The organism is Pseudophaeobacter sp. EL27, assembly GCF_900313025.1.
Taxonomy (GTDB): domain Bacteria; phylum Pseudomonadota; class Alphaproteobacteria; order Rhodobacterales; family Rhodobacteraceae; genus Pseudophaeobacter.
On record NZ_OMPQ01000013.1, the window covers coordinates 303,810 to 326,228 of the forward strand.

Consider the following 22,419-nt stretch of genomic DNA (forward strand, 5'->3'; position numbering starts at 1 on the left):
GTATTTCCGACCAAAAAATCGGTTTCAGCCGGAAATAACAACCCCCTTGCCGCCGCGCAAGTCCTCAGCAGCAGCCACCTGTCGCGCCATCTTCCTCCAGGCCATTAAACGGGGAGTTGCCGCCGCATCCTGCAAAGATGCCATAGTGGGTGGAGAAATCGCCGATAAAGTCAAAATGTGGCGCCAGGCGGGTATCCTGCAGCATCATCCAAGTATTGCCACAAACCGGGAAAACCTTGCCTGCCTCTATCACGTGGTGATCGTCCAGTACCAGCGCATGGGGCGCATGAGGGACTGAGCCCTTGTAGATCACCGCCTGACCGTAGTCTTCGCAGTCGGATTCCAGCGCTGGCAGTTTGAACAGACGATAGGTGGCCGACAGGAATTTGAGCGGCGCCACCCGGGCTTCCAGCTTGGGGTTCTCAATCGTCAGGGGCCGTGCCGTCACCATGCGCGGGTCATTGAACCCTGCCCCTTTGGCCAGGGTCAGGAAATCGTTCCAATAGAGCGCCCCAGACAGGCATTCGCCATAAAGCACCTCATCGCGCGCCATCGCCTCTGGCACCCGGCGATCGGCATAAACATCCGAGAAATACATCTCCCCGCCCTCTTTCAGCAGGTGATAGGCACCGCGCAGTACCGCCGCCTTGTCGGTGGCCAGATTGATCACGCAGTTTGAGACGATAATATCAAAAGAGCCCGGCTCCAGATCGAGATCCTCCAGTGTCTCGATGAACCCGTGATGGAACTCCACGTTTGAGCTCTCATGCCCAAAGGCCTCGGCATGGAAATCCTGATGGCGCCGCGCCACATCCAGCTGCGCCGGGGTCATATCGACGCCAACCACGCGGCCCTTCGGCCCCACCATCTTTGACAGCGCATAGACATCACGCCCGGCGCCACAGCCTAGATCCAAGATACGTGCGCCCTCCAGCGCCTCTGGCGCAATCAAACCGCAACCGTAGTAGCGCATCAGCACTTCGTCATGGACCTGCGACAGCACCTCTTTGACGTGATCGGGGATGTCATCCGGGGTGCAGCAGGCATTGGTCTGCAGATCTTCGCTGCCCTGAAGCACTTCGCCATAATAGTTCTGCACGGATTCATGGGACATGAGTGAGGTTCTCCAAAGTGGCGCGATTGAGTCGGTCCCTGATGCATAGCCAGGCCTTGGTCCCGGGCTATATCGCCCGGGACCAACCGACAAGAGCGCGTCTCTTGAGCTGACAAAGCTGTGATTTGACGTGAGTGTTACGGCGTCAGCTCAAAACTTTCCTGGGCTGCGACACGGCCATTGACCAGAATCTCGACCGCGTGTCGGCCTGGATGCAGTTTGAAAGTGGTGGCGTCGCCCTTTAGCCGGTGCCGTTTGGCCAGTGTCAAAGGCGTGCCTTTCAGGCCCGTCTGTTTGAGCTTGAACACCTTTGTTGAGGCAGTCCCAGAAGCCCGGGGGAAGGTCACCCTGTAGTCAACAATCACCGGCAGACCCTTCGGCGCCGTGAGCGTTACCTCAAAATTCAGGTAGTCATCAATTTTCACCGTTTCTGTGTTAATTCTTAGACTTACATCAACTTCTGCATCTGGATCATAGCCCAAGACACGCAGACACCGGGGATGACCTGCTTTCACCAGCCCGCGACAGGCATGGCTGATCAGCCAGGTCAGCTCCTTATCCTGCTGCCGCCCCAGCGCGCGCCAGTTCTCGAGCAGATCCAAAACCAGATCCGGGTCTTTCTTGGTGATGTCATTCAGGTGGTTGGCAACCGACCTGGTCACATAACGGGTTGGGTCACTGTGCAATTGTTCCAACAATGGCAAAGGCGTGCTCATCTCCAGCGAGATCCCCTGCCCCCAGGGCAGGCGCGGCCGGGTGCCTTCACTGACCAGACGACGCACATGATAGCTGGGGTGACTTGTCCATTGCTGCATGCGGGCCAGAGTCAGTTCAGGATGTTCGTTTAGAAACGGACGAATAGCCCATTCCATCGAGAACCTCTGTGTCACCTCAGCCAACAGGTCCAGTGCCAATTCCGGGTCACTGCTGAGGCCCCGCGCCACGATAAATTCGCCCAAGGGGGCAAAGATGAAATCGCCAAAATCATCATCCGTTTTGCGCGGGTCCAACGGCGGCGGCAGGGCGCTCAGGATCTGTGGTGCCACCTCAAACAGGGGCCCGGGCAGATGTCGGCCCAGCACTTCGGCAATCCAGTTGATGCGGGCCTTCAGCTCCAGCGGCAAAAGCCCCGCCATAACTTCCGTTTCAAAACGCTCCGCCTCAAACTCGGGAAGAGCCTGGGCAAAAAGACCCGCCAGATAGCGGGTCTTTTCAAGATTGAACAATTGGTCTTTCAGGGAAAAGCCAGAGGCCATAGAAACACTCCAAAATGTTCTATTATGTAAATTCTACAGGGTTGCGTTGGTCGCACCGCCATCCAAAAGGATGTTTTGTCCAACGATAAAACCAGCATGCTGCGAGCAAAGGAAGGCACAGGTGGCGCCAAACTCGGCCCGTGAACCATAGCGCCCCGCCGGAATAGTTGCGCTGCGCTGCGCCTTGGCCTCTTCCATGGTGATGCCCTGCTGGCTGCTGACGCCGGTATCCAGTGAGACCGCACGATCCGTCGCATGAATGCCCGGTAACAGGTTGTTAATGCAGACACCGCTGCCTGCCACCTGACGCGAAGTACCCGCCACATAGCCGGTCAGTCCGGCACGTGCTGAATTGGACAGGCCGAGAACCGCAATCGGCGCCTTGACTGATTGTGACGTGATATTGACCACGCGCCCCCAGCCACGATCCATCATGCCCGGCAGCAATGCTTTCATCAGCGCAATCGGGGCCAGCATATTGGCGTCCAATGCCTTGATGAAATCCTCGCGTTGCCAATCTGACCACAGTCCGGGAGGTGGGCCACCTGCGTTATTGACCAGGATGTCGATATCCACAGCCGCTGCCAGCAGCTTTTCCTGGCCTTCCTCTGTGGTGACATCGGCCACCACGGTTTCGACCTCCACGCCATAGGCGTCACGGATGGATTGCGCCGCCTGCAACAGGGCCTCTTCGCCACGTGCGTTCATCACCAGGTTTACCCCGGCTTCCGCCAGCGCCTCAGCACAGCCCAGGCCGAGACCTTTGCTGCTGGCACAGACCAATGCGCGTTTTCCTGCGATCCCTAGATCCATTCCTCACCTCCAATGGGTCAATCTTGTGATTTGCCCCAGACTGCACCGCGCCTCGGCCAAAGGCCAGCCCTGAAACGCAACTCTTTCCGATAGGTCTTTGCCCAGGTCGAAACTATATTTGAAGCAAAATCAGAAAGTTGCAGAACGACGTTCAGGAAGTTAACGGCTTGTCAGGGATTCTTCCCGTAATTGTCGGTATCGTGCCATATTTCACTATTACACCAATTGAGCAGGGGTAAAGAAATCACCTTCGATCCAGACCAAGCAAAGCATCAGACCAGCCACGGGGACTTCAGTGCCAACACCAGACCGCGCCATACAATCCATTCCGGCCTATCCCGCTGATCAGTTCCAGGTGGAGATCGGGGCCAATATGGGGGATAGCCTCGGCGTCCTGGACGAGCTGATGCTGGATGACATCTATCAGCTATGCCCCATCGCTTTTGCCAAGCGGCTTGCCCTGGCCAGCAGCGCGGACGGCAGTTTCTATGTCGCCCAGGATACCGAGCTTGGAATGATTGGTGCCCAGCTGCACCTGGACTGTGCCCTCACCTTGATGCCACAGTCCGGCGACAACATTGAAGCCCTGGTGATGGTCGAAGTTGACCAAGAAGGGCTAATCGCCGCGATTTACCTGGTGCCAATGGCGCCAATGGACCTTCAGCAAAGCTATACGCTGGTCCGCGCCGAGCGAGACAGCGCGCGACGCAAACTGGCGCAGATGGCCTGTGTCTCCTTTACCCGAGGCACGCGCATCACCATGGCCACGGGCGCCCAGAAGCCAATCGAGGATCTGAGGCCCGGTGATCGCATCCTGACCCGCGATGAGGGGGTGCAAGAGCTGCGTTGGATCGGTCAGACCACTTCGCGGGCGGTCGGGCGCATGGCCCCGGTTCTGATCCGCGCAGGCGTGTTGAACAATGCCGCTGACCTGCTGGTCAGCCCTGATCACCGGCTGCTGGTCTATCAACGCCATGATGAGCTGGGCACTGGCTGTCCGGAGTTGCTGGTGCGGGCACGAGATCTGGTCAATGGTGACAGCGTGGTGGTGCAGGATGGCGGCTTTGTCGACTATTTCCAGCTGCTGTTTGACCGTCATCACATCGTCTATGCCGAGGGCATAGCCGCAGAAAGCCTGTTCCTAGACTCCCTGACCCAACCTGCCCTGCCGGTGGAGATCCTGGACCGCATATCGCCAAGCCTCGGTGAGCGCCAACGCCGCGACGCCCATGGGATAGATGTGCAAAAAGCCCTGCTCGATCGCCCTGATGCTGTGAACCTGCTAAAGCGAGCATCACTGCGGTAAGCAACTGGGGCACGGTCCCCGATCTGGCCACGTTTATGGGACCCCAAACTACAGTTAAGCCGACACTTACGCGCAAAAACTGAGGCCATGAGCCAACTGGCAGGGTGCCCGTTCTGAGGGAGCTCCCCTCGGTGAGCGCCGCAAATGCTGTCTGGTTTCCTGGCCAGCAGAGGCTAGAAACTACTCAATGGCGCGGATCTGCTCGCTCAGCTTAGCAATATTGTGCAGACGCTTAGCAATACTGCGCTGGAAATCGCCAAGCTGGTTGATGATGTCATCAAGGGTTTCCCCATCTTTTGGCAACCTGGCAGCTTCGATCTTGCAAAGAACCCTTGTTGTGCTGAGCCCCAGGAATTGTCGGTGCATGATATTGCATGCACGTTGAATTCGATCCGCTTCAAAATTGATCTGTTCCCCCCCTTCGCCAGCCAACTGCCGCTCGCTTTTGACCAGATCCGCAAGGATCTTTCTTTCCTTCTCGATATCCACATTGCCCAGCTGTCGGCGCTCTTTTGTCAGTAGCTCAGCGCATTCTTCCAGAATGCGGGTCATTCCCTCCACGAACAGGCGGTTGGAAACAGCGTCCTTAATTTTGTTGAAGTTGCTGTTCTCTCCCATGACATTGGCTTCGAACCAATTCGACATTTCAGCGGACATGCTACCGTAGTTTTGCGATAAAACGGTAACCGGACCTCCTGCGGGTTCGATGCGCGATGCAATCACCCGCAGATTATGAGGAATGGTCCTCATGCCATCGAACTCTTTGATCAGGGCTTCCGTTTCGGTCACCAGGGTCCCGGCATCCGACACGGTTTGTCTCAACTGAAGGATTTTTTTGTCTGGTGCGTTATGGAGAGCTTCACTGCGGGAAAGCAGTTCTTCAGTGAGCGCAGTTGTTGCAAAGTGGTGGTAGTTTTCGAACCCCTTCGATTGTATCCAGCCCTTCAGCACCTGGGCGCTGTCTTCGGGAGACAGCTCATCATCTTTTTCGGCCTGCAACAGATCAGCATAGGCTTTCTGAACGTCTTCAAAAATTGCGCTACTCGGGCGCAGTCGCGCTGACAAGAAACCACCGGGGCACGGCACAACAACCGCAAAGACCCAGTAATACAGACCATCCTTTGTCTTATTCTTGACGTAGGCGCCCATGCATTCGCCCCGTTTCAGAGTATCCCAGAGCAGCTGAAATACACCCTTGGGCATGTCAGGATGCCGAATAATCCGATGTGGCGCCCCCAGCAGTTCGTCCCACTCATAATGCGCGACACGTTTGAAAACGTGGTTCGCCGCCTTGATCACTCCGCGGTCGTCGGTACGCGAGATAAACACTTCGTCGAGGCCAAAAGGGGCTTCTCCCTGTTTCGGGCGACTGTTTAGGCGGCGGTCGTTGAAGGTCACTGCTATATTCCATGCTCAGGATAAACTTGCTGTGACACTATCCAAAACCTCTTCCTAATCCCTTAAAGCGCTTCACGCAGATCAGCGGCAAAGCTCCAAGATCCTATCTTCCGCCCTCCACCGCATTCAGCCCCCCTGTTTTTCTTGCCTCCCAACCCGTTTCTGGCTAGAGGCATTGCCATGTTGGATACCGCTGCAAACCGCCCAGACCTGCCGCCCGAAATCGCGCGGCGCCGCACCTTTGCGATCATCTCGCATCCGGATGCGGGCAAAACCACGCTGACTGAAAAGTTCCTGCTTTATGGTGGTGCGATTCAGATGGCCGGACAGGTGCGTGCCAAGGGTGAGGCCCGCCGGACCCGCTCGGATTTCATGCAGATGGAAAAGGACCGCGGCATTTCCGTTTCCGCATCCGCCATGTCCTTTGACTTTGATGGCTTCCGCTTCAATCTGGTGGATACCCCCGGTCACTCCGACTTCTCGGAGGATACCTACCGCACGCTAACGGCGGTGGATGCAGCCGTGATGGTGATTGATGGTGCCAAGGGCGTCGAGAGCCAGACACAAAAGCTGTTCGAAGTCTGCCGGTTGCGCGACCTGCCCATCCTGACCTTCTGTAACAAGATGGACCGCGAAAGCCGCGATACATTTGAGATCATAGATGAAATCCAGGAAAATCTGGCGATTGATGTGACCCCGGCGGCCTGGCCCATTGGTGTCGGGCGTGACTTTATCGGCTGCTATGACATGCTGCGCGACCGGCTGGAGCTGATGGACCGCGCCGATCGTAACAAGGTGGCCGAAAGCATCGCCATTGAGGGCCTGGACGACCCCAAGCTGGCGGAACACGTGCCTGCCCATCTGCTGGACAAGCTACTGGAAGAGGTCGAGATGGCCCGCGAGCTCTTGCCCGCGCTGGATCCACAGGCGGTGCTTGAAGGTCACATGACCCCGATCTGGTTCGGCTCGGCGATCAACTCCTTTGGTGTCAAAGAGCTGATGGATGGCATCGGAGCCTATGGCCCAGAGCCACAGGTGCAGACCGCGCAACCGCGCGAGATCGCGCCGGAAGAGAAAAAGGTCGCCGGCTTTGTCTTCAAGGTGCAGGCCAATATGGATCCCAAACACCGCGACCGGGTGGCCTTTGTCCGCATGGCAAGCGGCCACTTCAAACGCGGCATGAAGCTGACCCATGTGCGCACCAAAAAGCCCATGGCGATTTCCAACCCGGTGCTGTTTCTGGCCTCGGACCGGGAACTGGCCGAAGAGGCCTGGGCCGGTGACATCATCGGCATCCCCAACCACGGGCAGCTGCGCATTGGCGACACCCTGACCGAGGGCGAGGCCCTGCGGGTCTCGGGCATTCCCTCCTTCGCGCCGGAGCTGCTGCAGGGGGTGCGGGCGGGCGATCCGATGAAGGCCAAACACCTGGAAAAGGCGCTGATGCAATTTGCCGAAGAAGGCGCTGCCAAGGTCTTCAAGCCCTCGATTGGCTCTGGCTTTATCGTTGGCGTGGTTGGGGCCCTGCAGTTTGAGGTGCTCGCCAGCCGGATCGAGCTGGAATACGGGCTGCCGGTGCGGTTTGACAACTCCCAGTTCACCTCGGCCCGCTGGGTCAGTGGTGACAAGCAGGTGCTTGATAAGTTTGTGGACACCAACAAACAGCACATCGCCTATGATCATGACGGGGACATTGTCTATCTCACCCGTTTGCAGTGGGACATTGATCGCGTAGAACGTGACTACCCAGATCTGAAGCTGACTGCCACCAAGGAAATGATGGTCTAGCGTCAACCTCTCTGGCATCAAAGCAAATCAGGGTGGGTCCTAGCAGGCCCGCCCTGTTCTGTTTCGACCTGCCGGCACCTCAGCCCGTTCCGGCTACAGCACCAGAAACCGCCTCTGGACTAATGTGCTGATCCCATTGCAGTATCGCCCTCAAACCATAGGCAAAAGGCGACCCATCCCATGGCAGAGATGACAGCATCACAAGAGGCAAAATGGGGTATCGTCAGCACCCTCAAGGCCCCAGCTGAGGCGATTTTGAACTTTGCCGCCTATCATCTTGAGCTCGGTGCTCATCGGCTGTTTCTGTATCTCGATGCGCCCTGCCCTGCCGCCCGGCCTCTGCTCAAAGCCCACCCCAAAATCCGTATTTTTGACTGCGACGATGCTTCCTGGCAGCAACGGCGCAAAAAGACTGGTAAGCCGGAAAAACATCAGACACGCCAAAGCCTCAATGCAACCCGCGCCTACCGGCGCCAAGCAGGGGATCTGGACTGGCTCGCGCATATCGACGTGGATGAATTCCTCTGGGCGCAACGCCCCATTGGAGAGATCTTGCATGATCTGCCGCCAACAACGTTCTGCGCCCGCGCCCGCCCCATCGAAGCCCTGGCTGGGGACGGAACTGCCTTTAAGGGGTACATTCCCTCCAGCTCAGATCGGAGCGCCGTGATTGAGCGACTTTATCCCCGGTATGGGGCGCACCTGAAGGGGGGCTTTCTGAGCCATGTTCAGGGCAAGATCTTTGCCCGCACCGGGCTGCCTGCGATTTCTTTTCGCATTCACAATATCTTTCATAAAGACCCAGCAAGCGGCGAGAGCATCGAAAACCCGGGTCGTCAGGAGTTGCCAGAGATCGACCTGTGCCATCTGCATGCCCCGGATTGGCAGCATTGGTTGACGCACTATCGTTTTCGCCTGGAACAGGGGTCATATCGTGCGGAACTTTCGCCTGCACGCGCCCGGGATCTTGGCGGTCTATCCAAACATGAACTGATAAGTGCTATTGAGGCCAAAGAGGGTGAGGCAGGTCTGCGCGCCTTTTATGACGAGATTTGCAAGGACAGCCCCGAACTGCGTGCCCGGCTGGAGGCGGAGGGCTTGTTGCGCATCCGGGACTTGGATCTTGCCGCTTGTCGTCGCAAGCATTTTCCCGCCTTTGGCTGACCTGGCGCACCGCTTTGCATAGGGTTTAGCCCCCTGGCCTCTCCGCCTCACTGAACGGAACACTCTGGCTCTGCTTCATTTGCATGGTGCAGCCCAAACACTTAAGCCCAGCCAATAATTGACCACTCGACCAGATTTTGCTATGTCCCGCCAAAAGCTGGGTGCTGTCACACCGCATACCTTTTGCGGAACCAGCTTTGCTTAAACACGCGCGGGCCAAATCAGTGTCCGCATAAACGGACGCATATGACAAAATTTACCGATCTGAACCTGAATGCGAAGGTCCTCAAAGCTATTGCTGAGGCCGGCTATGAATCCCCTACACCCATTCAAGCCGGCGCAATCCCGCCAGCCCTTGAAGGGCGTGATGTTCTTGGTATCGCCCAAACCGGCACCGGCAAAACCGCATCTTTCACCCTGCCAATGATCACCATGCTGGCCCGTGGCCGCGCCCGTGCCCGCATGCCGCGCAGCCTGGTTCTGTGCCCAACGCGTGAGCTCGCCGCCCAGGTTGCTGAGAATTTTGACACCTATACCAAGCACTTGAAGCTAACAAAGGCTCTGTTGATTGGCGGTGTCAGCTTCAAGGAACAGGACCAGCTGATCGACAAAGGTGTCGATGTTCTAATTGCCACCCCTGGCCGTCTGTTGGACCATTTCGAGCGCGGCAAGCTGCTGCTCACCGGTGTACAGATCATGGTGGTGGATGAGGCCGACCGGATGCTCGACATGGGCTTCATTCCCGATATCGAGCGGATTTTCTCGCTCACGCCCTTTACCCGTCAGACCCTGTTCTTCTCTGCCACCATGGCGCCCGAGATTGAGCGGATCACCAATACCTTCCTCTCCGCGCCCGAGCGAATCGAAGTGGCCCGTCAGGCCAGCGCATCGGAAACCATCGAGCAGAAAGTCGTTTTGTTCAAAGCCTCGCGTAAAGATCGTGAAGCCAGCGAAAAACGTACAGCCCTGCGCGCGCTGATTGATGGCGAAGGCGACAAGCTGACCAATGGCATCATCTTCTGCAACCGCAAATCGGATGTGGATATTGTCGCCAAGTCGCTGAAAAAATACGGCTATGACGCCGCCCCAATTCATGGCGATCTGGACCAGAGCCAGCGGACCAAGACCCTGGATGGCTTCCGTGAAGGCCAGCTGCGCATCCTTGTGGCCTCTGACGTGGCCGCTCGTGGGCTTGATGTGCCCAGCGTCAGCCATGTGTTCAACTTTGATGTTCCCGGCCACCCCGAGGACTATGTACACCGGATTGGCCGTACAGGTCGTGCGGGGCGTGAAGGCAAGGCGATCACCATTTGCTCTGGCCGCGATGAAAAGGCGCTGGCCGCCGTCGAGAACCTTTTGCAAAAAGAAATCGACCGGTTGGAGAACCCGGTGAAAAAGGCTGAGCCTGCCAAGCGCAGCTCTGCCAAAAAACCCTCTGACAAGACCGCCAAGTCCGAGACCGGCTCGCGCAGCAAATCCTCCCGTGGCAAGGCCGCTGCAGAGACCGCAGCGCCCGAGGCTACCGAAGCAGAGGCCACTGTTGTTGAAGCCGTCGCAACCCAGGATGACAAGTCCGAGGTAAGCCAGCGCGAGGATCAACAGTCAGACAAGCGCAAATCCGACACGCGCAAGGCTGACGGTGCCAAACCCGAAGGGCGCGCGCGCTCCGCCAAAGGCGCGACCAAGAAATCCGAAGAGACCGCTGCTCAATCGGCCTCTGGTTCCAAGAACAATCGCGGGCGCGGTGGCAAGCAGAGCGGACGTCGCGATGACCGCGTGGTTGTCGGCATGGGCGATCACATGCCCAGCTTTATCGCCCTCTCCTTTGATGAGCGCCGTGCCGGTTAGGATACAAACCTGCCGACAAAAGAATTGGAACGGTCGTCCCTTACGGGGCGGCCGTTTTTTGGTGTTTGTGAGACTTGCACAGATGGCATGACGGGAATGCTGCATTGAGTGATGCAATGAGTTTCAAACCCCACTACATGGGCCGCATCCGAATACTGCAATAGACTGAGAATATCATGACCGAGCACCAGCCTGTCATCCTCACCGCTGACGAAATTCGCATCATCGAAGCCAGAGCCCATGAATTGCGCGCCCAGGCTATGGCCGAAGCCCTTCGCGTTGTTGGCCGGAGCCTCAGCGCAGCTTTCCACAAGATCTCTACCCTCCTGCACCGCCCTCGCGCTGCATAATGGGTCTCAGGTGCACCTAATTGCCCCAGTGACTTTTTTTGTCACCACTCACGAAAAACGCCTCGGCAGAACCTGCCGAGGCGTTTTTTCTTCATCGTTTAGAAAGCTTAGCGCATCCGGCTGATCACCACAGTGACTTCCGGCTTCTTGCCAATTTCATTCTGGCAGGATTGACGGGCGATCCGGCGCAGCTCGCCTTCCAGCTTGTCATCATCCTTCAGCGTCTTGGCACCAGCGCGCATCAGGAACTGGTTCAGATCCTCTTCCAGCACCTCTGTCAGCGCTGCGTTGGAACTGCCATTGTCTGTCAAACCCTTGATGTCACACCAGGGCTCCCCCAGAGGCTCGTCTTCCTCGTCCATGATCAGCGTAACAACCAGATGGCCGTTCAGTGCCATGCGGATACGATCACGGATGACCCCGTCCATGGCGCCAATCTTGATCGAGCCATCCAGATAGGTGCGACCGGTATCAATGTACTCCAGTACCGAAGGACGGTTGCCCGAGAGGTTCAGCATCATGCCGTTGACCGCAACAATGCTGGGAATGCCCTTGGCTTCGCCCAGACGCGCGTGCTGACGCAGGTGACGGTGTTCACCGTGCATCGGCACCAGCATCGCTGGTTGCAGCAAGTCATGCAGCGCTTCCAGATCGGGGCCATTGGCGTGGCCAGACACGTGGTAAAGCCCCGAGCTGTCATCCACCACATCCACACCGCGTTCCGAGAACTGGTTGATGATGCGAATAACTCCCCGCTCATTGCCGGGAATGGTTTTGGAGGAAAACAGGAAGAGATCGCCCTCTTTCAGCTCCAGCCCACGGTACTTGCCCCGTGCCATCTGGGCAGAGGCCGCGCGGCGCTCGCCCTGACTGCCTGTGGTGATCAGCATCAGCTTGTTGCGCGGCATATCCTTGGCTTCTTCGGGCGAATAGACCGTCGGAAAATCCTTGAGCACGCCAGTTTCCTTGGCTGCCTCGACCATGCGCAGCATGGCACGACCCAGCAGCACTACCGAGCGCCCTGCCCGTGTGCCTGCGTCCGCCAGGGTTTTTACCCGCGCCACGTTGGAGGCAAAGGTGGTCGCCGCCACCATGCCAGCGGCCTCGCTGATCAGACGCGCGATCTCGTCTGGCAGCTCAGACTCCGAACGCCCCGGTGTTTTTGAGAACACATTGGTTGAGTCACAGATCAAGGCCTTGATGCCCGGCTTGGCGATCTCAGCCCACATCTCAGGGTCAAAGGCCTCACCCACCAGTGGGGTTTGGTCCAGTTTGAAATCACCTGTATGCACCACACGCCCATCAGGGCTGTCGATCACCAGTCCAGCGCTTTCGGGGATCGAATGCGCCATTGGGGCAAAGCCCACACTAAAGGGGCCGAGCTTGGTCACTTCAGGCCAGGCGCCAACGGTTTTCACCACCAGCGGGTCGTGGCCCCGTTCTTCCATCTTGCGCCGCGCCAGATTGGCGGTAAAGGCGCGGGCATAGACCGGCACGTTCAGCTGGCTATAGAGATGCGATACCGCCCCGATATGGTCCTCATGACCATGGGTGATAAAGATCGCTTCCAGCTGGTCGACGCGTTCGCGCAGCCAGGTAATGTCAGGCATGATCAGATCAACACCCGGGGTGCTGTCCATATCCGGGAAAGCCACGCCCAGATCCACCAGGATCAGGCGCTCTTTGCCGGGTTTGCCATAGCCATAGACATAGGCATTCATGCCAATTTCACCTGCCCCGCCGAGGGGCAGATAGATCAGTCGTTCATCAGTGCTCATACAGGAGTACCGTTATCCTTATTATATTTGTGAATGATCTGGAGACCATGCATTGTGAGATCATCCTCATATGCGTCAAACAGATCAGCAGCTTGCTGGAAAAGAGGCGCCAGCCCGCCTGTTGAAATGATCTTCATCGGAACACCGCGTTCGGCTTTGATCTGGGCGCAGATCTCGCGCACCAGGCCGACGTAGCCCCAAAACACACCCGATTGCATGCAGGCCACCGTATTGGTGCCAATAACATGCTCGGGCTTGGAAATATCCACATGTGGCAGCGCCGCTGCCGCTTGGTGCAGCGCCTCAAGACTGAGGTTCACCCCTGGCGCAATCACACCGCCCACATAGGCCCCATCCTCTGCCACCACATCAAAGGTCGTGGCAGTGCCGAAATCTACCATCACCAAGTTGCCACCGTAGTGATCAAACCCGGCCACCGTATTGACCAACCGATCTGGCCCTACGGCGGTGCCTTCGTCCACCCGCACATCCACCGGCAACAGGCAATCCGATTTGCCCACGACAAAGGGGCGGGTGTTATAGTAACGATCCGCCAGAACCCGCAGGTTGAACACCACGCGAGGCACCGTGGAAGAGATGATCACATCGGTAATATCCGCCTCAATCCCCTGCGCCTGGATCAGCGTATTCAGCCAGACAAAATACTGATCGGCCGTGCGCCGCCAATCTGTCGCCGTGCGCCAGGTGCCAACAAATTGTTCGCCATCCCAGATCGAGAAGACGGTATTGGTATTGCCACAATCAACAGCCAGAAGCATGGGATGCCCTTACGCTCAGAAAAAGATATCGGCGGCGGGGATCGTCACCCGGCCTTTGGCGCTGTTTAAGACAAGGTTACCCTCCGCGTCTACCGTCTCGAAGGTTCCTGTCGTCTCTGATTTGGCAGTACGTGCGGTAATAACCTCTCCCAACCGGGCTGCACGTGCCAGCCAGGCCGTGCGGATGGGCTCAAACCCATAGGTGGTGAACTGCAGCTCATAGCGGGCATAGGCAGCTGCCAGCGCCGTTAGGAAGTCCTCTGGTGTGACCTGAACCCCGGTTTCGGACAACAGCGATACTGGCCAGACCGCACCAGGGTCGAGCCATTCCTTCATCGGGGTTTCCACCAGATTGACGCCAATGCCAATCGCCAGATGAGTCACCCCCTGCCCGCCCCCGGCGCTCTCCAGCAGGATACCAGAGAGTTTGCCACCATTGAGCAGCACATCATTGGGCCATTTCAGCGCCAGGCCATCTGTGCGTCCTGTCAGAGCTTCACAGGCGTCATAAACCGCCAAGGCAGCCACAAAGCTGCGCAGTGCCACAACACCGGGTGCCTCACTTGGGCGCATCACCAGCGTCGCGGCAAAATTACCTTTGGGTTCTTTCCAGTCCCGGCCGCGGCGTCCGCGCCCCTTTGTCTGGCGTTTCGCCAAGATCCATTCCGGACCAGAAAGATTGCTCGCGATGCGCGCCGCCTCATCCAGGGTGCTGTCCACCTCATCCAGAATGCGTTTGCCGTAGCCTTCGGGCCAATCCATCATCGTACCACTCCTTTAAAGGCAAAAGGCCCGGTCCAAAGAACCAGGCCTTTTGTCAGAGATGTTTGACAGGTCAGTGGACCAGGGCCGCAGCCGCAGCAGCCGCTACGCCATCGACACCAAACATGTTGATAATGCCCAGAACCATCACCGCTGCCGAGCCCATGAGGAAGGCCCAGAGCACGGGTGAGCTGGTACGATCCAGGTCTTCGCCCTCTTCGCCAAAATACATGAAGTAGACAATGCGCAGGTAGTAGAAGGCACCAATGACCGAGGCAATAACACCAGCAATGGCCAACCAAGCCAGATCAGCCTCATAGGCGGCGCGCAGCACGTAGAGCTTGCCAAAGAAGCCCAGCATTGGAGGCACACCCGCCAGCGAGAACATCAGGATCAGCACCGCCAGCGCCTTGCCTGGTTCGCGGCGGGAATACTGGTTCAGCGCGTGGATATCTGTGACCGGCTGGCCGTCTTTTTGCAGCATCAGGATAAAAGCAAAGGTGCCGATATTCATCGAAACATAGATCGCCATGTAAACCAACATGGCCTCGACACCCAACACAGTACCTGCCGCCAGACCCATCAGCGCATAACCCATATGGGCAATCGAGGAATAGGCCATCAGTCGTTTGATATCGCGCTGACCGATTGCGGCCACGGCACCAACAAACATCGACAGGACGGAAAGAACCGCAACAACCTGGCTCCAATCAGAAACCGCATGGCCAAAGGCGTCATGCATCACCCGGGCAAAGAGACCCATGGCCGCAACCTTGGGGGCGGAGGCAAAGAAGGCTGTTACCGGTGTGGGTGCGCCTTCATAGACGTCTGGCGTCCACATGTGGAAGGGCACGGCAGAGACCTTGAAGCCAAGGCCGGAAATCAGCAGCACCAGTCCAAAGAGCAAACCAACGGAGACTTCACCATGCTTGGCAACCTCGATGATGCCGGAGAATTTGGTTGTCCCGGCAAAGCCATAGACCAATGAGGCACCGTAGAGCAGCAGACCCGAGGACAGCGCGCCGAGCACAAAATACTTGAGGCCGGCCTCGGTGGATTTGACGCTGTCACGGCGCATCGAGGCAACCACGTAGAGCGCCAGAGATTGCAGCTCCAGCCCCATGTACAGTGACATCAGATCGCCGGCAGAGACCATCATCATCATGCCAACCGCGCTCAGCGCCACCAGGATGGGGTACTCAAAGCGCAACATGCCGCGACGAGACATATACTCCTGCCCCATCACCAATACGGCAGCCGCTGCCAGCAGGATCACAACCTTGGCAAAGCGGGCAAAACCGTCATCGACAAACATGCCGCCAAAGGCCGCGTTCGCGCCACTACCACTGGTGCCAATCCACACAGCCAGCGCCACCATCAGCCCCGATGTGGACCAGACCAGCGTCGAGGCCAGCTTGTCCTTGCCGGTGTAGACCGCGCCCAAAAGCGCCGCCATTGCGTAAAGTGCCAGGATAATCTCTGGCAGGATTACGGAGAGATCAGCTTGGATCATCTGCCCATGCTCCCTTAGTGCGACGCAGTCTGGACGGCAGCGGAGGTATCCGCAGCAGCCAGAGACTGGTTAAAGTTGGCGATCAGCGCTTCAGTCGATGGACTGATGATATCGGTGACCAGCGAAGGATAGACGCCCAGCAGGATGGTCATCACCACCAGAGGCGCAAAGATAAACCGCTCGCGATTGTCCATGTCCTGGATCGTCTTCAGACTGCCCTTGATCAGGTCGCCAAAGACCACCCGACGGTAGAGCCACAGCGCGTAGCAGGCAGAGAAAATCACGCCAGAGGCCGCAACCGCTGCTACCCAGGTGTTTTTCTGGAAGGCGCCCATCAGGGTGAGGAATTCACCCACAAAGCCAGAGGTGCCCGGCAGGCCTACGTTGCCCATGGTGAAGAACATGAAGATCAACGCGAAGGCCGGCATGCGAATAACCAACCCACCATAAGCGTTGATGTCACGGGTATGCATCCGGTCATAGATCACGCCCACACAGAGGAACAACGCGGCAGAGATAAAGCCGTGGCTCAGCATCTGGAAGATGGCACCATCAACACCCTGCTGGTTCGCCGCAAAGATGCCCATGGTGACAAACCCCATATGTGCAACAGAGGAATAGGCGATCAGCTTTTTCATGTCTTCCTGCACCATCGCCACCAGCGAGGTGTAAACCACCGCAATCGCCGACATCCACAGGATCAGATCGGTCATCACATCCGCACCCACAGGGAACATCGGCAGAGAGAACCGCAGGAAGCCGTAACCGCCCATTTTCAAAAGGATCGCCGCCAGCACAACAGAGCCAGCAGTCGGCGCCTGCACGTGGGCATCCGGCAGCCAAGTATGAACCGGCCACATCGGCATCTTCACCGCAAAAGAGGCAAAGAAGGCAAGGAACATCAGCGTCTGCATGCCACCGATGACATGGATGCCTAGTACGTCAAAGCTGTTCGAGGCAAAGGTATGAGTCAGCAGAAACTCAATATCGGTACTCTTGGCATCCACGTACATCGCCACCATAGCCACCAGCATCAGAACCGAGCCGAGGAAGGTATAGAGGAAGAACTTGAAGGAGGCGTAGATACGATCCTTGCCGCCCCAGATGCCGATAATCAGGAACATCGGAATGAGGCCAGCCTCGAAGAACACATAGAACAGTACCAGATCCAGCGCCATAAAGACACCCAGCATCAGGGTCTCGAGCAGCAGGAAGGCAATCATGTATTCCTTGACGCGGGTCGAGACATTCCAGCTGGCCAGAATGGTCAGAGGCATAACAAAGGTGGTGAGCATCACAAAGAGCACTGAGATGCCGTCGACGCCCATCTTGTACTGCAGGCCAAAGACCCAGTCGCGCTCTTCCAGAAACTGAAAGCCGGTATTGTTGGGATCAAACTGAAAGTAGATGCCAAGGCTTACCAGGAAGGTCAGCGCGGTGGCCAGAAGGGCCAGCCATTTGGCATTCCGTTGCGCCGCTTCGTCCTCGCCGCGCATGAGCAGGGCCATGACAGCCGCCGCCCCGGCAGGGATGAAAGTGACAATAGATAGAAGGTTGTCCATCAGTGGGCTCCTCCGCCGATCGACATCCAGGTGATCAGGGCTGCGATGCCCAGCACCATCCAGAAGGCATAGGTAAAGATGAAACCGGACTGCGCACGACCGGCAAGTTTGGTGAAGAAGGGCACGATCCCCATGGCCACGCCATTGAGGAAGCCGTCAATGACATTGCCGTCACCGCGCTTCCAGAAGAAGCGCCCCAGGGCCAGAGCCGGTTTGACAAAAATCGCGTCATAGAGCTCGTCAAAGTACCACTTGTTCTTGAGGAACAGGTAGAGCGGCTGGAAGTTATTGGCCAGACGGCCCGGCAGGCTTGGGTTCACGATGTAGAACCAGACTGCCAGGATCAGCCCCAGGGACATCGCGACAAAGGGCGAAACCTTGACCCAATTTGGTGCGGCATGGGCATCGTCCAGCACATGGTTGTCCGGCGCAAAGTACAGCGCGCCTTCGCCCGGTTGGCCTGCAAAGACATAGTGATGCTCAGCCTCGGCGGCGTGATCATCGCTGTCGCCATGATCGTCATCGCCGTGACCCTCTGCGGCTTCACCATGTGCATCAGCAGCTGCTTCCGAATAGGGGATACCGTAGAATTTGGCGACCTTATCCGTGTGACCAAAGAAGGAGTTGTACCAGATCATACCCGAGAACACCGCACCCAGAGCCAGAACCCCAAGCGGGATCAGCATGGTCATGGGGCTTTCATGTGCATGGTCATGGGTGTGCTTGTCACCGCGTGGCTTGCCAAAGAAAGTCAGGAACATCAGGCGCCAGCTATAGAAAGAGGTCATGAAGGCCGCGATCACCAGCATCCAGAAGCCGTAGTTGGACCCACCGGCATAGGCGCTTTCAATGATGGCATCCTTGGACAGGAAGCCGGCAAAACCGATATGCGTCAGCGGGATGCCAACACCAGTAATGGCCAGCGTGCCGATCATCATCGCCCAATAGGTATAGGGGATCTTTTTGCGCAGACCACCGTAGTTCATCATGTCCTGCTCGTGGTGCATGGCATGGATGACCGAGCCGGCCCCCAGGAACAGCATCGCCTTAAAGAAGGCATGGGTGAACAGGTGGAACATGGCAGCGGAATACATGCCAACGCCAGCGGCGACAAACATATAGCCCAGCTGCGAACAGGTAGAATAAGCGATGACGCGCTTGATGTCGGTCTGAACCAGACCAACGGTGGCGGCAAAGAAAGCCGTGGTCGCGCCCAGCACAGTAATGAACATGGTGGCTTGCGGTGCGAATTCCATCAGTGGCGACATTCGGCAGACCAGGAAGACACCAGCAGTAACCATGGTCGCCGCGTGGATCAGCGCCGACACAGGGGTCGGACCTTCCATCGCGTCGGGCAACCAGGTGTGCAGGATAAGCTGCGCCGATTTACCCATGGCACCGATGAACAAGAGCATCGCCAACATGTTAGCCGCATCCCATTCCGCCCAGAGGAAGGTGATCGTATGACCCGCTACCTCGGTTGGGATATCTGTGAAAATCTCAGAGAAGTTGATGCTGTCGGTCATCAGGAACAGACCAAAGATCCCCAGCGCAAAGCCAAAATCCCCAACCCGGTTGACGATAAAGGCCTTCATCGCCGCCGCATTTGCGGTTGGCTTGCGATAGTAGAAACCGATCAGCAGGTAAGAGGCAACGCCCACACCTTCCCAGCCAAAGAACATCTGCAACAGGTTGTCAGAGGTCACCAGCATCAACATGGCAAAGGTAAAGAAGGACAGATAGGCAAAGAAGCGCGGCTTGTAGCTCTCGCCCTCTTTCCACTGCGGGTCATCGGCCATGTAGCCAAAGCTGTATAGATGCACCAGCGAGGAGACCGAGGTCACAACGATCAGCATCAGGGCGGTCAGACGATCCAGACGAATACCCCAGGAGGTATCCAGACTGCCGCTCTGGACCCAGGTCAGGATCTTGATCGACTGGCTGACGCCGTCAAAGCTGATAAAGACAATCCAGGAGAGCAGCGCCGACAGGAACAACAGCCCCGTCGCCGTCACCATGGCGGCTTTTTCGCCGATGTATTTGTGGCCAAAGCCGCAAATCAGCGCGCCCACCAGAGGGGCAAAGAGAAGGATGGTTTCCATGATGCTTTAGCCCTTCATCATATTGATGTCTTCCACGGCGATGGTGCCGCGGTTACGGAAGAAGCAGACCAGGATCGCCAGGCCAATGGCGGCCTCAGCGGCGGCCACGGTCAGCACGAACAGGGTAAAGACCTGCCCCACCAGATCCCCAAGGAAGCTGGAGAAGGCCACAAGGTTGATATTCACTGCCAAGAGCATCAATTCGATGCTCATCAGCAGGATGATCACGTTCTTGCGGTTCAGGAAAAGCCCGAAAATGCCGATGACGAACAGCGTCGCTGCAACGGTGAGATAATGTTCAATGCCGATCATTGCTTACAGCCCCTGCCCCGGTTTGATGTCTTTCAGTTCCATGGCCTTGGCCGGGTCGCGCGACATTTGCAGCATCACGTCCTGGCGTTTGACATCTTTACGATGGCGCAGGGTCAGGGTGATGGCGCCAATCATGGCGACCAGCAGGATTAGACCCGAGAGCTGGAACAGAAGGAAATATTGGTCATAAATGATAAGGCCCAGGGCCTCGGTGTTGTGCTGATCCGTCGGTATCGGCTGCGCCAATTGCTCGGCGGCGCCATGGGCGCTTTCCCAGGAGCCATAGGCCATCACAAACTGCATAAGGATGACCAAGCCGATCAGCAAGGCCAAAGGCATATATTGCGCCATCTCAGCCTTAAGGGCGGCAAAGTCGACATCCAGCATCATCACCACAAAGAGGAACAGTACCGCGACTGCCCCCACGTAGACGATGACCAGCAGCATGGCGACGAATTCCGCCCCCAGCAGCACAAACAATCCGGCCGAAGAGATAAAGGCCAGGATCAGCCACAGTACCGAATGCACCGGTTGACGGCTGATCACAGTGAACAGCCCGCCGGTGATGGCGCTGATGGCGAAGAGGTAGAAGGCAAAAACGCTCATGTCTCATCGTCCCTTTTGTCGGTCATGACTTCTTGCGCCAATTCCAGCGCCCGGTTCATGGCCGGAATGCCGGCAAAAACCGACATCTGTCCGATCGTTTCAACGATCTCTTGTTTCTTTGCACCCGCTTCAACAGCGTGGCGTACGGTTTGACGCACAGCAGTATCTGCCTGCGCGCCCTGGCATGTGAGCCCGGCCAATGTCAGCAAAAGCCGGGTCTTGGCATCCAGACCATCCTTGTTGATGGTCTTGCCAAACATCATTTCCATGACCTCTTTGGGCATGGTCGGCCACAGGGCCTCGAACCCCGATCTGGTCATCGGGTCCAGACCTTTGGCCAGATCAGGATTCATGGATTTCACCATCTCCTGATACTGGGCCTGCGCCTGGGCCATCATGGCCTCAAAGGGGTTCTTTGCATCACTCATCGGTAGGGCGCATCAATTTCGAGGTTGCGGGCAATCTCGGCTTCCCAACGTTCGCCATTCGCCAAGAGCTTGTCCTTGTCATAGAACAGCTCTTCGCGGGTCTCGGTGGCGAATTCAAAATTCGGTCCCTCAACGATGGCATCCACCGGGCAGGCTTCCTGGCAGAAACCGCAGTAGATGCATTTGGTCATGTCGAGGTCATAGCGTGTTGTGCGGCGCGAACCGTCTTCGCGGGGTTCCGCATCGATGGTGATCGCCTGCGCCGGACAGACCGCTTCACAGAGCTTACAGGCAATGCAGCGCTCTTCGCCGTTGGGATACCGGCGCAGCGCATGCTCACCCCGGAAACGCGGGCTAAGCGGTCCCTTCTCATGCGGGTAGTTGATGGTCGCCTTGGGGGCAAAGAAGTATTTGAGCCCCAGTTTGAAGCCGACCCAGAAATCCTGCAGCAGGAAATATTTGGCGGCGCGGGTATAATCGATCTGGTTTGTCATGATCAGCCTCCCACGGTCCAGCGGGCAAAGATGCCCCAGAACCAGTCAAATTTGGCAGCAAAGGCAACAAAGACCACCCAGAACAGCGAGAAGGGCAGAAAGACCTTCCAGCCAAGGCGCATCAGCTGGTCATAGCGGTAGCGCGGGGTGATGGCTTTCACCATTGCAAAGAGGAAGAAGAAGAAGGCCATCTTGCCAACCATCCACAGCACGCCATCCGGCAGGCCGGGGATTGGCGACAGCCAGCCACCAAAGAACAGCAGCGAAGTCAGCGCACACATCAGGAAGATCGAGATATACTCACCCGCCATGAACAGCAGGAAGGGCGTTGCAGAGTATTCCACCTGATAGCCGGCCACCAGTTCGGATTCCGCTTCGGGCAGATCGAACGGCGGGCGGTTGGTTTCCGCCAGACAAGAGATGAAGAACAGGAAGACCATGGGGAAATGCGGCAACCAGTACCAGTTGAACAGGCCTGCATTGCCATCCTGAGCGCGCACGATATCGCCAAAGTTCATGCTGCCGGTGGAGATAATCACCCCAACGATGATCAAACCAATGGAGACCTCATAAGAGATCATCTGCGCCGCCGAGCGCAGCGCCCCAAGGAAGGGGTACTTCGAGTTCGAAGCCCAACCGCCCATGATGACGCCGTAGACCTCGAGGCTGGACACCGCAAAGACATAGAGGATCGCCACATTGATGTTGGACAGAACCCAACCATCGTTGAAAGGGATCACTGCCCAGGCCACCATGGCCAGTACAAAGGAGGTCAGCGGCGCCATGATAAAGACGGTGCGGTCGGCACCGGCCGGGATCACCACCTCTTTGACCACATATTTCAGCGCATCCGCCACCGATTGCAGGATGCCATAGACACCCACAACGTTGGGGCCACGGCGCATCTGCACAGCCGCCCAGATCTTCCGGTCCCCGTAGACGAGGAACAGAAGGGAGATCATCACAAAGGCAACAACCGCAAGCACCTGCGCCAATATCAGTACAGCAATGCCGCCTGGGGTGTTAAAGAATTCAGCCATAGGTCC

20 protein-coding genes are annotated in these 22,419 nt (G+C 57.3%); 5 read left to right on the top strand and 15 right to left on the bottom strand.

The window, feature by feature from the left end; all coding sequences use genetic code 11:
• Window positions 1-64: 64 nt before the first annotated feature.
• The 3 genes from ED661_RS16625 to ED661_RS16635 form a co-directional block, all read right to left on the bottom strand.
• Complete coding sequence (locus tag ED661_RS16625; RefSeq protein ID WP_122075180.1) at window positions 65-1,114, bottom strand: methyltransferase domain-containing protein; 1,050 nt, start codon at window positions 1,112-1,114, stop codon at window positions 65-67.
• 137 nt (window positions 1,115-1,251) lie between these two features.
• Window positions 1,252-2,370 (bottom strand): hypothetical protein, encoded by a 1,119-nt coding sequence (locus ED661_RS16630; protein ID WP_122075182.1) that lies wholly within the window; start codon window positions 2,368-2,370, stop codon window positions 1,252-1,254.
• Between the two features lie 33 nt (window positions 2,371-2,403).
• A complete protein-coding gene (locus ED661_RS16635) occupies window positions 2,404-3,183 on the bottom strand; it encodes an SDR family oxidoreductase (RefSeq protein ID WP_122075184.1) in 780 nt (259 codons plus the stop codon).
• 295 nt (window positions 3,184-3,478) lie between these two features.
• Here ED661_RS16635 and ED661_RS16640 point away from each other — a divergent pair, with 295 nt between their 5' ends.
• Window positions 3,479-4,489: a Hint domain-containing protein gene (locus ED661_RS16640; RefSeq protein WP_174214191.1), complete on the top strand. Its 1,011-nt coding sequence runs from the start codon at window positions 3,479-3,481 to the stop codon at window positions 4,487-4,489.
• Window positions 4,490-4,669: 180 nt separating this feature from the next.
• On the opposite strand, the gene ED661_RS16645 is transcribed toward ED661_RS16640, so the two are convergent.
• Complete coding sequence (locus tag ED661_RS16645; RefSeq protein WP_122075186.1) at window positions 4,670-5,887, bottom strand: PAS domain-containing protein; 1,218 nt, start codon at window positions 5,885-5,887, stop codon at window positions 4,670-4,672.
• Window positions 5,888-6,067: 180 nt separating this feature from the next.
• Here ED661_RS16645 and ED661_RS16650 point away from each other — a divergent pair, with 180 nt between their 5' ends.
• From ED661_RS16650 to ED661_RS21980, 4 genes are all read left to right on the top strand, one after another.
• Window positions 6,068-7,675, top strand: a complete 1,608-nt coding sequence (locus tag ED661_RS16650) for a peptide chain release factor 3 (protein WP_122075188.1) — start codon at window positions 6,068-6,070, stop codon at window positions 7,673-7,675.
• Between the two features lie 180 nt (window positions 7,676-7,855).
• Complete coding sequence (locus tag ED661_RS16655; protein WP_254054868.1) at window positions 7,856-8,839, top strand: glycosyltransferase family 2 protein; 984 nt, start codon at window positions 7,856-7,858, stop codon at window positions 8,837-8,839.
• 246 nt (window positions 8,840-9,085) lie between these two features.
• The gene (locus tag ED661_RS16660) at window positions 9,086-10,687 is read left to right on the top strand and encodes a DEAD/DEAH box helicase (protein ID WP_122075190.1); all 1,602 of its coding nucleotides are present in this window, start codon (window positions 9,086-9,088) and stop codon (window positions 10,685-10,687) included.
• A 176-nt stretch (window positions 10,688-10,863) separates the two neighbouring features.
• Window positions 10,864-11,037, top strand: a complete 174-nt coding sequence (locus ED661_RS21980) for an RSP_7527 family protein (RefSeq protein ID WP_162930156.1) — start codon at window positions 10,864-10,866, stop codon at window positions 11,035-11,037.
• 107 nt (window positions 11,038-11,144) lie between these two features.
• On the opposite strand, the gene ED661_RS16665 is transcribed toward ED661_RS21980, so the two are convergent.
• From ED661_RS16665 to nuoH, 11 genes are all read right to left on the bottom strand, one after another.
• Complete coding sequence (locus tag ED661_RS16665; protein WP_122075192.1) at window positions 11,145-12,815, bottom strand: ribonuclease J; 1,671 nt, start codon at window positions 12,813-12,815, stop codon at window positions 11,145-11,147.
• Window positions 12,812-13,594 (bottom strand): type III pantothenate kinase, encoded by a 783-nt coding sequence (locus ED661_RS16670; RefSeq protein WP_122075194.1) that lies wholly within the window; start codon window positions 13,592-13,594, stop codon window positions 12,812-12,814. Before ED661_RS16670 ends, ED661_RS16665 begins: the two co-directional genes overlap by 4 nt.
• A gap of 15 nt (window positions 13,595-13,609) precedes the next feature.
• On the bottom strand, window positions 13,610-14,359 hold the full coding sequence (locus tag ED661_RS16675) for a biotin--[acetyl-CoA-carboxylase] ligase (RefSeq protein WP_122075196.1): 750 nt from the start codon (window positions 14,357-14,359) through the stop codon (window positions 13,610-13,612).
• A 70-nt stretch (window positions 14,360-14,429) separates the two neighbouring features.
• Entirely contained in the window at window positions 14,430-15,869 is a 1,440-nt protein-coding gene (gene nuoN, locus ED661_RS16680; RefSeq protein ID WP_122075197.1) for an NADH-quinone oxidoreductase subunit NuoN, read from the bottom strand.
• Window positions 15,870-15,883: 14 nt separating this feature from the next.
• Window positions 15,884-17,431, bottom strand: a complete 1,548-nt coding sequence (locus ED661_RS16685) for an NADH-quinone oxidoreductase subunit M (RefSeq protein ID WP_122075199.1) — start codon at window positions 17,429-17,431, stop codon at window positions 15,884-15,886.
• A complete protein-coding gene (nuoL, locus tag ED661_RS16690; RefSeq protein WP_122075201.1) occupies window positions 17,431-19,533 on the bottom strand; it encodes an NADH-quinone oxidoreductase subunit L in 2,103 nt (700 codons plus the stop codon). The genes ED661_RS16685 and nuoL overlap by 1 nt, the downstream gene beginning before the upstream one ends.
• 6 nt (window positions 19,534-19,539) lie before the next feature.
• A complete protein-coding gene (gene nuoK / locus ED661_RS16695; protein ID WP_009808916.1) occupies window positions 19,540-19,845 on the bottom strand; it encodes an NADH-quinone oxidoreductase subunit NuoK in 306 nt (101 codons plus the stop codon).
• Between the two features lie 3 nt (window positions 19,846-19,848).
• Window positions 19,849-20,451, bottom strand: coding sequence for an NADH-quinone oxidoreductase subunit J (locus tag ED661_RS16700; protein ID WP_122075203.1), 603 nt, complete (start codon window positions 20,449-20,451; stop codon window positions 19,849-19,851).
• Window positions 20,448-20,879 (bottom strand): carboxymuconolactone decarboxylase family protein, encoded by a 432-nt coding sequence (locus ED661_RS16705; RefSeq protein ID WP_122075205.1) that lies wholly within the window; start codon window positions 20,877-20,879, stop codon window positions 20,448-20,450. Before ED661_RS16705 ends, ED661_RS16700 begins: the two co-directional genes overlap by 4 nt.
• The gene (gene nuoI / locus ED661_RS16710) at window positions 20,876-21,373 is read right to left on the bottom strand and encodes an NADH-quinone oxidoreductase subunit NuoI (protein WP_122075207.1); all 498 of its coding nucleotides are present in this window, start codon (window positions 21,371-21,373) and stop codon (window positions 20,876-20,878) included. Before nuoI ends, ED661_RS16705 begins: the two co-directional genes overlap by 4 nt.
• Window positions 21,374-21,375: 2 nt before the next feature.
• On the bottom strand, window positions 21,376-22,413 hold the full coding sequence (gene nuoH / locus ED661_RS16715; RefSeq protein WP_122075209.1) for an NADH-quinone oxidoreductase subunit NuoH: 1,038 nt from the start codon (window positions 22,411-22,413) through the stop codon (window positions 21,376-21,378).
• Window positions 22,414-22,419 lie beyond the last annotated feature (6 nt).

Coding starts and splice junctions, on each gene's coding strand:
- ED661_RS16665 (WP_122075192.1), bottom strand. CDS start 12,815: ATGAGCACTGATGAACGACTGATCTATCTGCCCCTCGGCGGGGCAGGT.
- ED661_RS16630 (WP_122075182.1), bottom strand. CDS start 2,370: ATGGCCTCTGGCTTTTCCCTGAAAGACCAATTGTTCAATCTTGAAAAG.
- ED661_RS16670 (WP_122075194.1), bottom strand. CDS start 13,594: ATGCTTCTGGCTGTTGATTGTGGCAATACCAATACCGTCTTCTCGATC.
- ED661_RS16655 (WP_254054868.1), top strand. CDS start 7,856: ATGGCAGAGATGACAGCATCACAAGAGGCAAAATGGGGTATCGTCAGC.
- ED661_RS16635 (WP_122075184.1), bottom strand. CDS start 3,183: ATGGATCTAGGGATCGCAGGAAAACGCGCATTGGTCTGTGCCAGCAGC.
- nuoK (WP_009808916.1), bottom strand. CDS start 19,845: ATGATCGGCATTGAACATTATCTCACCGTTGCAGCGACGCTGTTCGTC.
- ED661_RS16650 (WP_122075188.1), top strand. CDS start 6,068: ATGTTGGATACCGCTGCAAACCGCCCAGACCTGCCGCCCGAAATCGCG.
- ED661_RS16685 (WP_122075199.1), bottom strand. CDS start 17,431: ATGGACAACCTTCTATCTATTGTCACTTTCATCCCTGCCGGGGCGGCG.
- ED661_RS21980 (WP_162930156.1), top strand. CDS start 10,864: ATGACCGAGCACCAGCCTGTCATCCTCACCGCTGACGAAATTCGCATC.
- nuoN (WP_122075197.1), bottom strand. CDS start 15,869: ATGATCCAAGCTGATCTCTCCGTAATCCTGCCAGAGATTATCCTGGCA.
- ED661_RS16675 (WP_122075196.1), bottom strand. CDS start 14,359: ATGATGGATTGGCCCGAAGGCTACGGCAAACGCATTCTGGATGAGGTG.
- ED661_RS16625 (WP_122075180.1), bottom strand. CDS start 1,114: ATGTCCCATGAATCCGTGCAGAACTATTATGGCGAAGTGCTTCAGGGC.
- ED661_RS16705 (WP_122075205.1), bottom strand. CDS start 20,879: ATGAGTGATGCAAAGAACCCCTTTGAGGCCATGATGGCCCAGGCGCAG.
- ED661_RS16660 (WP_122075190.1), top strand. CDS start 9,086: ATGACAAAATTTACCGATCTGAACCTGAATGCGAAGGTCCTCAAAGCT.
- ED661_RS16700 (WP_122075203.1), bottom strand. CDS start 20,451: ATGAGCGTTTTTGCCTTCTACCTCTTCGCCATCAGCGCCATCACCGGC.
- nuoI (WP_122075207.1), bottom strand. CDS start 21,373: ATGACAAACCAGATCGATTATACCCGCGCCGCCAAATATTTCCTGCTG.
- nuoH (WP_122075209.1), bottom strand. CDS start 22,413: ATGGCTGAATTCTTTAACACCCCAGGCGGCATTGCTGTACTGATATTG.
- nuoL (WP_122075201.1), bottom strand. CDS start 19,533: ATGGAAACCATCCTTCTCTTTGCCCCTCTGGTGGGCGCGCTGATTTGC.